At 62.7% G+C, this 14,110-nt stretch carries 10 protein-coding genes and 1 pseudogene; 8 read left to right on the top strand and 3 right to left on the bottom strand.

Annotated features, from left to right (window positions below):
* The first annotated feature begins 124 nt into the window (after positions 1-124).
* The 5 genes and pseudogenes from IVA80_RS18250 (at position 125) to IVA80_RS18230 (ending at position 4,129) form a co-directional block, all read left to right on the top strand.
* The gene (locus IVA80_RS18250; protein ID WP_247433044.1) at positions 125-1,585 is read left to right on the top strand and encodes an NAD(P)/FAD-dependent oxidoreductase; all 1,461 of its coding nucleotides are present in this window, start codon (positions 125-127) and stop codon (positions 1,583-1,585) included.
* Positions 1,586-1,727: 142 nt separating this feature from the next.
* Positions 1,728-1,883 carry a hypothetical protein gene (locus IVA80_RS18245; protein WP_014493894.1) on the top strand — a complete coding sequence of 52 codons (156 nt, stop codon included), beginning with the start codon at positions 1,728-1,730 and terminating at the stop codon, positions 1,881-1,883.
* A gap of 135 nt (positions 1,884-2,018) precedes the next feature.
* Positions 2,019-2,872, top strand: a pseudogene (locus IVA80_RS18240) (aspartyl/asparaginyl beta-hydroxylase domain-containing protein); the annotation flags it as partial.
* Positions 2,873-3,098: 226 nt separating this feature from the next.
* The gene (locus tag IVA80_RS18235) at positions 3,099-3,644 is read left to right on the top strand and encodes a hypothetical protein (RefSeq protein ID WP_247433041.1); all 546 of its coding nucleotides are present in this window, start codon (positions 3,099-3,101) and stop codon (positions 3,642-3,644) included.
* Positions 3,645-3,670: 26 nt separating this feature from the next.
* Positions 3,671-4,129 carry a nuclear transport factor 2 family protein gene (locus IVA80_RS18230; protein ID WP_247433038.1) on the top strand — a complete coding sequence of 153 codons (459 nt, stop codon included), beginning with the start codon at positions 3,671-3,673 and terminating at the stop codon, positions 4,127-4,129.
* A gap of 68 nt (positions 4,130-4,197) precedes the next feature.
* Here IVA80_RS18230 and IVA80_RS18225 read toward each other — a convergent pair whose 3' ends face one another.
* From IVA80_RS18225 to galE, 3 genes are all read right to left on the bottom strand, one after another.
* Positions 4,198-4,899: a fumarylacetoacetate hydrolase family protein gene (locus IVA80_RS18225; RefSeq protein WP_247433035.1), complete on the bottom strand. Its 702-nt coding sequence runs from the start codon at positions 4,897-4,899 to the stop codon at positions 4,198-4,200.
* 35 nt (positions 4,900-4,934) lie between these two features.
* A complete protein-coding gene (locus tag IVA80_RS18220; protein ID WP_247433033.1) occupies positions 4,935-6,737 on the bottom strand; it encodes an ABC transporter ATP-binding protein in 1,803 nt (600 codons plus the stop codon).
* Positions 6,738-6,855: 118 nt separating this feature from the next.
* Positions 6,856-7,869: a UDP-glucose 4-epimerase GalE gene (gene galE / locus IVA80_RS18215; protein WP_247433030.1), complete on the bottom strand. Its 1,014-nt coding sequence runs from the start codon at positions 7,867-7,869 to the stop codon at positions 6,856-6,858.
* A 126-nt stretch (positions 7,870-7,995) separates the two neighbouring features.
* Here galE and IVA80_RS18210 point away from each other — a divergent pair, with 126 nt between their 5' ends.
* The 3 genes from IVA80_RS18210 to IVA80_RS18200 all read left to right on the top strand — a co-directional run bounded on the left by IVA80_RS18210 (position 7,996) and on the right by IVA80_RS18200 (position 14,090).
* Complete coding sequence (locus IVA80_RS18210; RefSeq protein WP_247433026.1) at positions 7,996-9,033, top strand: glycosyltransferase family 4 protein; 1,038 nt, start codon at positions 7,996-7,998, stop codon at positions 9,031-9,033.
* 705 nt (positions 9,034-9,738) lie between these two features.
* Positions 9,739-10,947, top strand: coding sequence for an efflux RND transporter periplasmic adaptor subunit (locus IVA80_RS18205; protein WP_247433120.1), 1,209 nt, complete (start codon positions 9,739-9,741; stop codon positions 10,945-10,947).
* On the top strand, positions 10,944-14,090 hold the full coding sequence (locus tag IVA80_RS18200; RefSeq protein ID WP_247433023.1) for a multidrug efflux RND transporter permease subunit: 3,147 nt from the start codon (positions 10,944-10,946) through the stop codon (positions 14,088-14,090). The genes IVA80_RS18205 and IVA80_RS18200 overlap by 4 nt, the downstream gene beginning before the upstream one ends.
* Positions 14,091-14,110: the final 20 nt, after the last annotated feature.

Below are 14,110 nucleotides of genomic sequence, written 5' to 3'. Positions count from 1 at the left end.
CGATCCGGGGCTTCGTTGTTTTTTAAGGTCGCATCGCGCGTCTCCTTGCGGTTGTGTCAGCGGGTGATTGCCAGTTGACGAACGGCATCGCCGGTCAGACAATCCGCGCCCGGCGGAGGAAACCATGGCCCAAGACCATTTCGATGTGCTGATCGTCGGCGCCGGCCTGTCCGGCATCGGCGCGGGCTATCATCTTCAGACCAGGTGTCCGGGCAAGAGCTACGTCGTCCTTGAGGGCCGTGACTGCATCGGCGGTACCTGGGACCTGTTTCGCTATCCCGGCGTCCGCTCCGACAGTGACATGTTCACGCTTGGCTATTCGTTCAAGCCGTGGACCGATCCGAGGGCGATCGCCGACGGGCCGCAGATCCTGAACTATGTGCGCGAGACCGCGGCCGAGAACGGCATCGAGAAGCACATCCGCTTCCGACATCGCGTCAAGCGCGCGGCGTGGTCGACGTCTGACGCACGCTGGACTGTAGAAGGCGAGCGCACGACAGGTGAGGGCGCAACCGAGCTTGTGCGATTCACCTGCAATTTCCTGTTCATGTGCTCGGGCTACTACAAATACGAGGCGGGCTACACGCCAGAGTTCAAGGGCGCGGCTGATTTCGCCGGCCGCATCGTACATCCGCAGAAATGGACCGAGGACATCGACTATTCAGGCAAGCGCGTCGTGGTGATCGGCTCGGGCGCTACCGCAGTGACGCTGGTGCCTGAGCTCGCCAAGAAGGCGGCGCAGGTCACCATGCTCCAGCGCTCACCGACTTACGTGGTATCGCGTCCGGCGCAGGATCCCGTCGCCAACAAACTGCGCCGCAACCTGCCGACGCGACTTGCCTATCATGTCATCCGCTGGCGCAACGTGATGTGGGGAATGTTCTTTTTCCAGCTCAGCCGCCGCCGCCCTGCGAAAGTGAAAGAGCTCGTCCTCAAGGGCGTGCGGATGGCGCTCGGCCCGGACTACGATGTCGCGACCCATTTCACGCCGCGCTACAATCCCTGGGACCAGCGGCTCTGCCTCGTGCCGGACGGCGACCTGTTCAAGGCGATCCGCGAGCAGCGCGCCTCCGTGGTCACCAGCGAGATCGACACGTTTACCCCAGGCGGCATCCGCCTGAAGGACGGCAGCGAGCTTGCGGCCGACATCATCGTCACGGCGACAGGGCTGGTGCTCCAGGTCGTCGGCGGTCTCGAGATCAGCGTCGACGGCCGCGCCGTCGATTTTGCGAGCACCCTGACCTACAAGGGCATGATGTATGCGGACGTTCCGAACATGGCTTCGGCCTTCGGCTACACCAACGCGTCGTGGACACTGAAATGCGACCTCACCTGCGAATATGTCTGCCGGCTCATCAACTACATGGACCGGCACAATTTCCGCCAGTGCGTGCCGCACAATGACGATCCCGCCATCACCGCGCAGCCGTCGCTCGACTTCAGCTCGGGCTATGTACAGCGTTCGGTCGCCAAGATGCCGAAGCAGGGCTCGAAGCAGCCCTGGCGGCTGTACCAGAACTACGCCCTCGACATCGTCGCCTTGCGCTTCGGCCGGATCGACGACGGCGTGATGCAGTATTCCTGATCGCACCGTCGCCAATGCGTTGTTTTGCGTATTCGGCCGCCCGGCTGAATCGGGCCATGCTGCCCGAACGGTTAACGCCGATTTAACGGATCAGTCCTAGCCTGTCTCGGCCGGGGTTACTCGCAAGGTCGAGGTGAGCCCAATGGAAGCCCAGAAGATCGCTGTCGACGCCGTCGTCGCGCTGACCGACTGCGACCGCGACGCCGTCATCGCCTTCATCCGCCGGCTCTATCTCGCCGGTGTGACCGACCCCAAGCGCCTCACCTTCAAGGGCCTCCAGGCGCTGTCGCGGGCGTGACTCGGCTCGGCCAGTTTCCCGCGCCGGTTCTGCCGCTGCGCTCTCCCCAGAGTGATTGCAACCCACCGGCGAATATCTTGTCGCTTGGGCCGCGTCTAGATCACGTCCCCGGTTGGATCACTGGGGACCGGGGAGATGCTGAAACAGCTTTTTGCACCGCAACTGGTCATTCTTTATATCCTTGCCGCCTCGACGATTTACATTCACTTCCGGGGCAAGCAGCGGCTGCGTCTCGCGCGCCAGCTCGGCGATCATTCGGTCGAGCAGTTTCCCGAGCTCAAGCCGCTCAGCGAGAACTGGGAGACCATCCGCGACGAGGCCGTTCGCCTGTTCAACGAAGGCTTCATTCGCGCAGCAGCAAAGAACAATGACTGGGGTTTCTACTCGTTCTTCAAGGGCGGCTGGAAGCGCTTTTACCTGAAATGGTACGACGATTTCCTGCCCTCGGCGCGCGCGCTGTGCCCGAAGACGGTGGAACTGCTCAACTCGATTCCGAGCGTGCACGGCGCGAAGTTCGCGATGCTGCCACCGGGCGGCAAACTCGGCGCCCACCGCGATCCCTTCGCCGGCTCGCTACGCTACAACCTCGGCCTCGTCACGCCGAACTCGAACAAGTGCCGCATCCTGGTCGACGGCGTTGAGTGCGTCTGGACGGCGAGGCCTTCATGTTCGACGAGACCTTTATCCACAGCGCCGAGAATGCGACCGACGTCAACCGTACCATCCTGTTCTGCGACGTCGGGCGCCCGATGAAATACGGCTTCATGTCCGCGATCAACCGCTGGGTCAGCCATCACATCGTCAAGGCCTCGGCGACCCAGAACGTCGACGGCGAGAATGTCGGTGTGCTCAACAAGCTGTTCGGCAAGCTCTACGAAATCCATCTTGCGAGCCGCAAGGTCAAGGAGTGGAATCGCAACGTCTACTACACGTTGAAATACTCGCTGAAGGCGGTGGTGCTTGGCCTCATCATGATGTCGGCGTTGCGGTGCGTCTGGCGTGTGCCGTGTCAGGTGGATCAATCCGCCGCGGCGGCGCATCGGCATTGCGGATTGGGCTTCGAACGTCGCAACGGGCCGAAGCCGAGCCATCGCAAGCCGTCAGCATCGATTAGTGATGGTGCTTGTGTCCTTCGGAACTATCCGGGCGCTGGTAACCTCGCAGCTCCGCGTATCGCTGCATTTGGGTCTGATCGAGCAGGGCGGCAGTCGACAGATGATATTTGAGGTGGCTTTCCCGGAGCTGTGCCTGAGTTTCGGAAATGGCAACGATGGTCGTCTTGAGCGACTCCGATGTCACGACGCGGGCAGAGAAAAGATGGTCCAATTCTCTCTCTTGTTCGACGAGCTTGTTACCCAGCGGGACCGTCTCTTGCTTCATGGCATCGAAAAGGCGCTGAATCTGGATGCGTTGATCCCGGGTCAAGTCAAGGCGATCACCGAGCTCGAGAACGTGGCTCGGGCCGGGATATCCGTTGAGTTCGGCGGCAAGCGCGAGGCCCATACCGCGCCCGGTCTGGAGATCGTCGACCTGTTGGTGAGACAGTGCCTTGATGGGGCGCTGCTCGAGGCCCGCATAGGGCTGGCCGGACTGCGCGATGGCAGTGTTGGACGTGACGACAAGTGCGGCCGCGAGCAGAAGAAGGTGTCTCATGAGTCTGGCTCCATGAAATCAGTCCGGTTCGTTGATCGATATCCACCGGTACTCCCAAAGCAGATATCTTGCTGGACGGTTCGCCCCATGGCAACAAGATTGCCTTGATCGATCAGCCAAGCATGGAGCAGGCAATGGCCCCGTTGCCAGTTGCGAACACCGGGATCGCACAGTTCTTCCACGACTGGCTGGACACCTTCGCGGGGTATGTCCGCGAGGTTGACTACGCCTCGGCGCGGCCGCTCTTTCATCCCGAGGTGCTTGCCTTCGGCACGCATAACGATGTCATCCCCGGCCTCGATCAATGGGTTTCGACACAATGGGACAACGTCTGGCCGAAGACGGCCGACTTCCGTTTCGTGCTCGAGCAGACCTCGATCCTGGCATCTTCCGATGGCACGATGGCAACGGTGATCGCGCCGTGGACGAGCACGGGCTATCATCCCGATGGCAGCGCATTTGCGCGTCCCGGCCGCGCGACAATGGTGTTTTCCAGGAGTGCCGATGGCTGGCTATGCGTGCATTCGCACATGTCGCTCAATCGCGGTGTGCCGCAGGCAAGCCACGCCAACCGGCCGGTGAAGGCCTGGTAGATGCGATTCGAATAGAAAAAGGCCCCGAACGTGTTCGGGGCCAGATTTTCAAAGCGAGCCTGCGCAGCCTACTCCGGCTGGCCGATGCTCACCTTCAGCGTGCCGACGCCGTCGACGCCGCATTCGAGCTTGTCGCCGGGCTGGAGCTGCGACACGCCGGCCGGCGTGCCCGTCATGATGATGTCGCCGGCGGCGAGCTTCACCTGCTGCGAGAGCTGCCAGATGATCTCCGGCACGTTCCAGATCAGCTCGGTGAGGTCGCCCTTCTGCGCTTCCTTGCCGTTGACCGTGAGCCAGATCTTGCCCTTGGCGGGATGGCCGATCTTCGAAGCCGGCTGCACTGCGGAGCAGGGCGCGGAATAATCGAACGACTTGCCGATCTCCCACGGGCGCTCCTTCTTGCGCGAGGCGATCTGAAGGTCGCGGCGGGTCAGGTCGATGCCGACGGCGTAGCCGTAGACATGGTCGAGCGCCTTGTCGGCGGGGATGTTCAGCCCGCCGCTCTTCATCGCGACGATCAGCTCGACCTCGTGATGCAGATCCTTGGTCAGCGGCGGATAGGGAATGACGGCGCCATCTGGCACCAGCATGTCGGCGTGCTTGGCGAAGAAGAACGGCGGCGCGCGCTCGTCATTGCCCATCTCGCGGATGTGCTCGAGATAGTTGCGGCCGACGCACCAGATGCGTCGCACCGGATAACGGCCGCTTTCGCTGACGACGGGAAGCGAAGCCTGGGGCGGAAGCGGGATGACGTAGGAGGCGGCGTTCATGAAGCGGTCTCGCTGCTCTTGAGGTGAAACAAACTCTATGCGGTTGCGCTGATCGGCGCCAGAGCGCCGGCGTCGTGATGCTGCAGGCGGAAGAACGAGGCGTAGCGCCCGCCGCGGCGGAGCAGCTCGTCATGCCGGCCCTGCTCCACGATCTCGCCGCCCTCGACCACCAGGATCGCATCGGCGTGCATGATGGTGTGCAGGCGGTGCGCGATCACGATCGTGGTGCGGTTCTGGCAGAGATGCTCGATCGCCTCCTGCACCTGGCGCTCGGATTCTGAATCGAGCGCGGCGGTGGCCTCATCCAGCAGGATGATCGGCGCGTTCTTGATCAGCGCGCGTGCGACCGCGATGCGCTGGCGCTGGCCGCCCGAAAGCTGCGTGCCGTGCTCGCCGACCGGCGTGTCGTAGCCGAGCGGGAAGCTCATGATGAAATCATGCGCGCAGGCCGCTTTGGCGGCGTCGATGATTTGCGCTTCGGTCGCGCCGGGCCTGCCGAAGGCGATGTTGCTGCGGATGGTGTCGCGAAACAGGTAGACGTCCTGGCCGACATAGGCAGTCTGTGCGCGCAGCGATTTGCGCGAAATCGAACCGATCGACTGGCCGTCGATCACGATCGCGCCTTGCGTCACCTCGTAGAAGCGCAACAGCAGTGAGAGCACCGTCGATTTGCCGCCGCCGGAGGGGCCGACCAGCGCGGTGACCTTGCCGGGCTCGGCAACAAAACTCATGCGATTGAGCACGGTCTCGCCAGTCCGGTAAGAGAAGCTGACGTCACGCAGCTCGATCCGGGCGTCGGACAGTTTCAGCGCCGGCTTGTCGTCGTCGGAATGCTCGCTCGCCGGGCTGTCGACGACTTCGAGCAGCATGCGTGCGCCGACGAGCTGGCTGTTCAGGTCGATGTTGAGCCGCGCCAGGCGCTTGGCCGGTTCGGTCGCCATCAGGAAGGCGGTCATGAAGGAGAAGAACGCGCCGGGCGTGGCGTTGAGCGCGACCACGCTGTAGCCGCCATAGAGCAGGCAGCCGGCCACCGCGAAGCCGCCGAGCATCTCCATCAGCGGATTGGATCGATTGGCGACGCGGGCCATCTTGTTGGCGTTGCGCTCGACGATCGCGATGTTCTCGTCGATGCGCTTCTGCATGGTCTCTTCGAGCGTGAACGCCTTCACCGTGCGGATGCCTTGCAGCGATTCCTGCATCGTTTCCATGATGTCGGCGGTGCCGGTGAACTGGTTGAAGGCGAGACCCTTGATGCGCTTGACCAGCTTGCGCAGCACCAGCATCGCCGGCGGCACCACGACGAGGCCGATGAACGACATCACCGGATCCTGCCACACCATCACGCCAATCATGGCGAGCAGCATCATGAGGTCGCGCCCGACGGCGTTGACCAGCATGTTGAGGACGTCGGTGATCGATTTGGCGCCGGCCGTCAGCCGCGCCAAAAATTCCGACGAATGCCTCTGGGAGAAGAAGCCGACGCTTTCGCGCATCAGCTTGGCGAACAGTTGCCGCTGGTTGGTGGCAAGGATCGCGTTGCTGATCTTGGTCAGGATCACCATGTGGCCGTAAGTCGCCACGCCCTTGATGAAGAGCAGGATCACCGTGATGCCCGAGAACATCGCGATGCCCGGGATGTTCTTGTCGACATAGGCCTGATTGATGACCTGACCGAGCACGTAGGTCGCGCCCGCGGTCGATCCGGCGGCAAGCGCCATCAGCGCGAAGGCGACGAGGTAGCGCCGCCAGTAGATGACCCCCTGTTCCGTGACGAGGCGGCGAATCAGGACCGCTGCCGCATAGGGATCGTCGGTGATTTTCTTTGGAAACTGGGCCATCCGCAGTCCATTGACGGCACAGGAAAAAGCCTGCCCGCGCGTCAGGGATCGAATGGCCTCTGTGCCCGCTAAAGCTACGCTTTTCAAGCCCAATTAAGGGCTTGCGCTGGGATGGATTCTAGGCCGAGACGGCGTGGCGGAGCTCGCCATGGCGCTCGCGGAACAGCTTGTCCTCCCAGGCCAGCGCGTGGGCCGCAATGGTCTCGAGATCGTCGTATTGCGGCTTCCAGTCGAGCAGGCCGCGGATGCGGCTGGTGTCGGCGACCATCGTCATGATGTCGCCGGGCCGGCGCGGCGCGTATTGCACGGCGAAGCTGCGCCCTGAGACCCGGCGCACGGCATCGATGGTTTCCAGCACCGAATAGCCGCGGCCATAGCCGCAATTGAGTGTTGTCGAGGCGCCGCCATTGCGCAAATAGGCGAGCGCCGAGCGATGCGCCTGCGACAGGTCCGTGACGTGGATGAAGTCGCGGATGCAGCTGCCGTCCTGGGTTGGATAGTCGGTGCCGAACACGTCGATCTTGGCGCGCTGGCCGGTCGCGGCCTCGACCGCGATCTTGAGCAGATGCGTGGCGCCGACGGTGGCAAGGCCGATCCGGGCCTGCGGATCGGCACCCGCAACGTTGAAATAGCGCAAGGTCACGTATTGCATGCCGTAGGCGGCGGCGACGTCGTGTAGCATGATCTCGGTCATCAGCTTCGACGAGCCGTAGGGCGACAGCGGCCGCGTCGGCGCGTGCTCGGGCACCGGCACCAGGTCCGGATCGCCGTAGACGGCGGCGGTCGAGGAGAAGATGAAGCGGCCAATGCCGCGCTTGACTGCGACGTTGAGCAAATTGCGCGCGGTCATGAAGTTGTTGCGGTAGTAGCCGAGCGGGTCGCGCATCGAATCCGGCACCACGACGGAGCCCGCGAAATGAATGATGCTCTCGATGTTGTGCTGGGCGATCACGCCTTCGAGCAGGTTCTCGTCGCCGGCATCGCCAATGAACAGCGGCACGCCTTCCGGCAGGTAGGCAGAGAAACCGGTCGAGAGATCGTCGATCACGACGACGTCCTCGCCGGCTTCCGCCAGCGCCAGGACCGTGTGACTTCCGATATAACCGGCGCCGCCGGTGACTAGCACAGTCATGATCTCATCCGTCTTCGATCAACGCTCCAAGTTAACGCCTGCGTGGTGAAGAGGGGGTATCGGCGGCCCTGAACTGGCCACTATGCTTAATGTTGCGTATAGGGGGCCAACGAAGCGGAGCATGACGTGGCGAATTCCCCGGGCGATCTCGACGTGATCGTGCCAAATCTGCACAGGCGCTATTCCGGGGTCACCGCGACCAACCGGATGGTGGCGCCGCGGCTGGCCAAACTATATCGCGCGGGCTGGTTCGGCTCCGACGCGCCGGAGGGGATTTCGCGGCTGAGCGGTGCCGATCTCCTGAAGCTATGGCGCCGCAAGACGCCGCTGATCTGGCACGCGCGGCGCAACAACGAGATGATCGCGGGCGTGCTCTTGCGCGCGCTCGGCTGGCCGCTCAAGCTCGTGTTCACGTCGGCAGCGCAGCGGCACCATAGCTGGATCACGCGCTGGCTGATCCGGCAGATGGACGCGATCATCGCGACATCATATCTCTCGGCCTCATTCCTGAAAGTGAAGGCGACGGTGATCCCGCATGGCGTCGACACCGACGTCTATGCACCGCCGCTCGATCGCGCCGCGGCCTTTGCGGAAGCCGGGCTGCCGGGCCGCTACGCCATCGGCTGCTTCGGCCGCGTGCGCGCGCAGAAGGGGACCGATCTGTTCGTCGATGCGATGTGCCGATTGCTGCCACGCTATCCGGATTTCACCGCAATTATCGTCGGCCAGATCACAACCGAGCAAATGCCCTTTGCCAACGACCTGAAGAAGCGGATCGAGGCAGCCAACCTGCAATCGCGCATCGTCATCACCGGCGAGCTGCCGATCGAAGCGGTGCAGTGCTGGTATCAGCGGTTGACGATCTACGCCTTCACCTCGCGCAACGAAGGCTTTGGCCTCACGCTGATCGAAGCAATGGCGGCCGGCAGCGCGCTCGTCGCCGCGCGCGCCGGTGCGGCCGAGCTCGTGGTCGAGGATGGGGTGAGCGGTGTGCTGATCCCGACGGGTGATGCTGATGCGCTTGCGGCAGCGCTGGAGCCGCTGATGCGGGATGTGGCCGCCGCAACGACAATGGGCGAGCGCGGACGGGTGCGGGTGCTTGAGAAGTTCAGTCTTGATGTTGAAGCGGCGCGGATCGGTGAGGTCTATCGTCTGCTGCTCTGATGTGCTGCTTTCAGTGCAGCAAACAAAAATCACGAAAACAACCCCATGCACAGTAGCCGACGTTAAGGGAATCAATGGCTTGACGGCCGGTGCGATGATCTGCGGATTTTACGAAATCCGTTTGACGCGTCGGGCAAAACACCGGCATGATGTCACCCTCGGCGCAGCTTCGACGGCCTCAGGCGTGGCGCGCGCCGGCTTCATCAGGACACATCTCCACAGACGTCGGTTTTCCACGGCCAAGCGGAAGTCACCGGGCTTGACCTTTGATCGGCGGCTTGTGATCCCGAAGCGGACCCGCCGCTCAAAATGGCGACTGAGCTCAGGGGATGTTCTTTGTCGTGGGCCCGGAACGGTTCCGCTCCATCGTGGCAGCGACGCCCGACTGTTCAGAAATGAGAAGACCCAAATTGAAAGGGGCCGCACCCCGGCGCGGGGTAGCACGGTAGACGTGGAGTTGGCGGTTGGCTGGACCTGACCGGGGCTTGGTTCCCTTAAGGAGGTTGCATCGAGTGCAGACCGTCTGGCGTTCGCGCATCACCGCCGCGTGTAGCGAATAGCCCGTCGTCGACGTATTGCCACGGTCCTGCTATGGATATGATTGCATTCTACCGCCACGACCGCAGATCGAGACCCGAAAAGTGGAAGGCGCACACGAACATGCGGCCTGAAAAAGCAGCGAGCGGCACGCTGATAGGCGCCGTGATGTTGGCGGCCATCGGTTTTGGAACGATCGCAAGCGTTGACGCCCAGGTCGCGCCAGCAGGACCTCCGGCCGTCGGCGTGATGGAAGCGGTCAAGCGGCCCGTCGTTCAATCCAGCGAGTTTCTGGGACGCATCGAAGCAACCAATCGCGTCAGCGTTGTCGCGCGCGTCACCGCCTTTCTGGAGCAGCGCCATTTTGTCGAAGGTGCCGAGGTCAAGACCGGCGATCTGCTCTACAAGCTCGAGCGCGGTCCCTTTGAGGCCGACCTCAAGTCGAAGCAGGCGCAGGTCGCGCAGTTGCAGGCAACTTTGGTCAACGCCAAGCTGACAACCGAGCGGGCAAGGACGCTCCTGGGCGGACCGGCCGGCCAACAATCCACCTATGATGCTGCAGTCGCCAACCAGCAGAGCCTGGAGGCACAAGTGCAGGCGGCGCAGGCGCAAGTCGACCTGTCGCAGATCAATCTGGATTACACCGAAATTCGCTCGCCGATCGACGGTATGATTGGACGCACCGCAGTCACTGAGGGCAATGTGGTCAGCCCGAGTTCTGGCGTGCTCACGACCATCGTGAGTCAGGACCCTATGTATGTCACCTTTCCGGTGTCGGTCCGCGAGGCGCTGGATCTGCGCGAACGCTACGCCCCACGCGGCGGCTTCAACGCAGTCGTTATCCGCCTTCGGCTAACGGACGGCCGTCAGTATGATCAGGTAGGCAAGCTCAACTTTGTCAATAACACAATCGCGCAGAGCACCGACACGATCACGCTGCGGGGCACGATTCCCAATCCGCCCTTGCCGCATCTGTCGGGCGACCGCCTGACCGTGCGCGAACTGACCGACGGCGAATTCGTCACAGTGCTGCTCGAAGGCGTGGAGCCGGTCGATGTGGTGGCGATCCCGCGCTCAGCCGTGCTCTCGGATCAGCAAGGTGAGTATGTTTTTGTCCTCGGCGCTGACAACAAAGCCGAACAGCAGCGAATTCAGCTTGGGCAATCAACGCCGACGGTCGCATCTGTGACAAACGGACTTTCGCCAGGCGCAAAGGTGATCGTCGAGGGCCTGCAGCGGGTCCGGCCCGGCCAATCGGTGGCGCCGGGAACTGCGAGCGCGCTGCTGCAGTCGAGCATGAACGCGAGCGCGGATAGTGGCAGCAGCCAGAAACGCGGCGGCGGGATCGGCCCGAAACCGACGGGCGCAGCTCCATGATTTCGTCGGTCTTCGTGGATCGCCCACGTTTGGCCATTGTGATCGCCATTGTCATCACAATCGCAGGTGCGCTTGCGCTTTTGCAGATTCCGGTGGCGCAGTTCCCGGACATCGTGCCGCCGCAGGTCACGGTCAGCGCCAACTTTCCGGGCGCGTCCGCCGAGGTGGTGGAATCAAGCGTCGCCCAGCCGCTTGAGGCACAGGTCGTCGGCGTCGACAAGATGCTCTACATGAAGTCGACCAGCGGCAATGACGGCACCTATACGCTGACTGTCTCGTTTGCGCTTGGCACCGATCCCGACATCAACACGGTGAATGTCAATAACCGCGTGCAGAGCGCTCTCGCGCAACTGCCGACCGAAGTACAGGCGCAGGGTCTGACGGTACAGAAGCGATCCTCGGCGGTGCTGCAGTTCATCGTGCTGTACAGCAAGAACGGCGAGCAGGATCCGCTATTCATCACCAACTACGCCATTATCAACGTCCTCGATGCGATTTCTCGCACGCCCGGCGTTGGCCAGGCTTCGCTGTTCGCGAAGCTGAACTACTCGATGCGCATCTGGTTCGATACCCAGCGCCTCACCAGCCTCAATCTGGCGCCGTCGGACGTGATCGCGGCGATCCGCGCGCAGAGCGTGCAGGCGCCGGTCGGCCGCATCGGGGCCCGCCCGATCAGCGACGACCAGCAGTTCCAGTTCAACGTGCAGACGCAAGGTCGACTGACCACCTCAACGCAGTTTGGCGATATCCTGCTGCGCGCCAATCCGGACGGCTCGGTATTGCGGATCAAGGACGTCGCCCGCGTCGAGATCGGCGCGCAAAATATGGACAGCGAGTCTCGGATCGACGGGCAGGCCGGCGTACCCATGGGCATCTATCTCGCCCCTGGCGCAAATGCGGTGACGACGGCCAAAGCCGTGCAGGCTACGCTCGCCAGATTGTCAGAGCGGTTTCCGCCCGGGTTGACGTATCTCGTGCAATACGATTCGACGACCTTTGTCACGGATACCATCAAGGAAGTGCTGAAGACGCTAGGCGAGGCCTTCCTGCTCGTCGTGCTCGTGGTCTTCTTGTTCCTCGGCAATTTGCGCGCGACCGTTATTCCGGCGGTCGCGGTTCCCGTCAGCCTGATCGGTGCCTTCGCGGTCCTCCTGGCGCTCGGCTACTCCGCCAACACGGTCTCCCTGCTCGCGATGGTGCTCGCTATCGGCATCGTGGTTGATGATGCGATCGTCGTTGTCGAGAATGTCGAACGCGTGATGGAGGAGGAGCCGGATCTTTCGCCCGCCGAGGCGACGAAAAAAGCGATGGCGCAGATCACCGCGCCGATCATTGCGATCTCGCTGGTGCTGTTGTCGGTGTTCGTGCCGATCGCGTTCATCCCGGGGATCTCGGGAACGTTGTTTCGCCAGTTCGCGGTTACGATCAGCGCGGCGATGGTGATCTCGGCGCTGAATGCGCTCACGTTGTCGCCGGCGCTCTGTGCGGTGTTCCTGCGCCATAGCGGGCCGCGGCGCGGCATCATGGCGCGCGTGCTCGGCGGAATCGACTGGGTTCGCGACGGCTATGCCGGCATCGTGCGCCGCCTGTTGCGCGTGGCGGTATTGTCGCTTGTCGCGGTGCTGGTGTTCGCGGGCGGCATTTTTGGCGTGTCGCGCATCACGCCGACCGGGTTCCTGCCCGAAGAGGACCAGGGCGCGTTCTTCGTTTCGGTACAACTGCCCGACGCAGCCTCGGTCGCGCGCACCAGCGAAGTGACCAAGCAGGTCGAGACGCTGCTCAAGCAGATTCCCGCAATCGAACACGTGCTCTCGATCGTCGGCTTTTCGCTACTCGATGGCGGTAACCAGCCGAATTCGGCGTTCATCGTCGCGCGAATGAAGCCATTTGCTGATCGCGCGGCAGCCTCGGATTCGGTTCAGGCGACGATCCGGCAGGCGTTTAGCGCCGGCGCGCAAATCCGCCAGGCCAGCGTTCTGCCATTCAATCTGCCGCCGATTATCGGTCTGTCGACCTCAGGCGGGTTCGAATATCAGCTCGAGGCGCTCGAGGGACAGGATCCTGCGGCGGTCGGCAGCGTGGTGAGTGGCTTGATCAGCGTGGCGAACCGCGATCCGCGGCTGACGCGCGTGTTCTCGACCTTCACCGCGACCAACCCCTCGATCTATCTCGACATCGACCGTGCGAAAGCCCAGGCACTCGGCCTCAACATGAGTGACGTGTTCACGGCGTTGCAGGCGACCCTCGGCGGCTTCTATGTCAACAATTTCAACCTGTTTGGCCGCACCTGGCAAGTCAATGTGCAGGGCGAAGCGGCCAATCGCGGTGACATTCCAGACATCTGGCAGATCTACGTTCGCAACAGCACTGGCGAAATGGTGCCAATTCGCTCCATCGCGAACATCAGGATCGTGACCGGGCCGCAGGTGATCACGCGTTACAACAACTACCGCTCGGTCACCATCAATGGGGGACCTGCGGCCGGCGTGTCCTCGGGCACGGCGATTGCCGCGATGGCGGAAATCTCCAAATCCACGCTGCCGGCGGGCTATTCCTTCGAATGGACCGGCACCGCTTATCAGGAGCAGGCGGCGTCGGGCCAAACTGGCATCATCCTCGGACTGGCGGTGCTGTTCGCATATCTCTTCCTGGTGGCGCTCTATGAGAGCTGGACCATTCCTGTCCCCGTCTTGCTGGCCGTCGTGGTGGGTGTTCTTGGCTCCTATGCGGCGATCAAGATCGCCGGGCTCAATCTCGACCTCTACGGCCAGATCGGGCTCGTCGTGCTGATCGCGCTCGCTGCCAAGAACGGAATCCTGATCGTGGAATTCGCAAAGGAGCAGCACGAAGCCGGTCGATCGGTGGAAGATGCGGCTGTGCTGGGATCACAAATGCGGTTCCGAGCCGTGATGATGACCTCGATCGCATTCATTCTCGGCCTGGTGCCGCTGGTTGTCGCCACGGGAGCAGCCGAAACAAGCCGCCGTGCGGTCGGCACCGCGGTGTTCGGCGGGATGCTTGCGGCAAGCTCGATCGGCATTTTCCTGGTGCCGCTGCTGTACGTGATCTTTCAGCGGTGGCGGGAGACGGCGAAGCAACGCTTTGACAAATCCCGACGGACACCGCATCCTCCGGCGCTCTGATGAGCGCTGAAACTCATCTC

Source organism: Bradyrhizobium sp. 139 (assembly GCF_023074175.1).
In the GTDB taxonomy this organism is placed as follows: Bacteria; Pseudomonadota; Alphaproteobacteria; order Rhizobiales; family Xanthobacteraceae; genus Bradyrhizobium.
The sequence above is the reverse complement of the archived record's forward strand: the minus strand, read 5'-3'. Positions and strand labels throughout refer to the sequence as shown.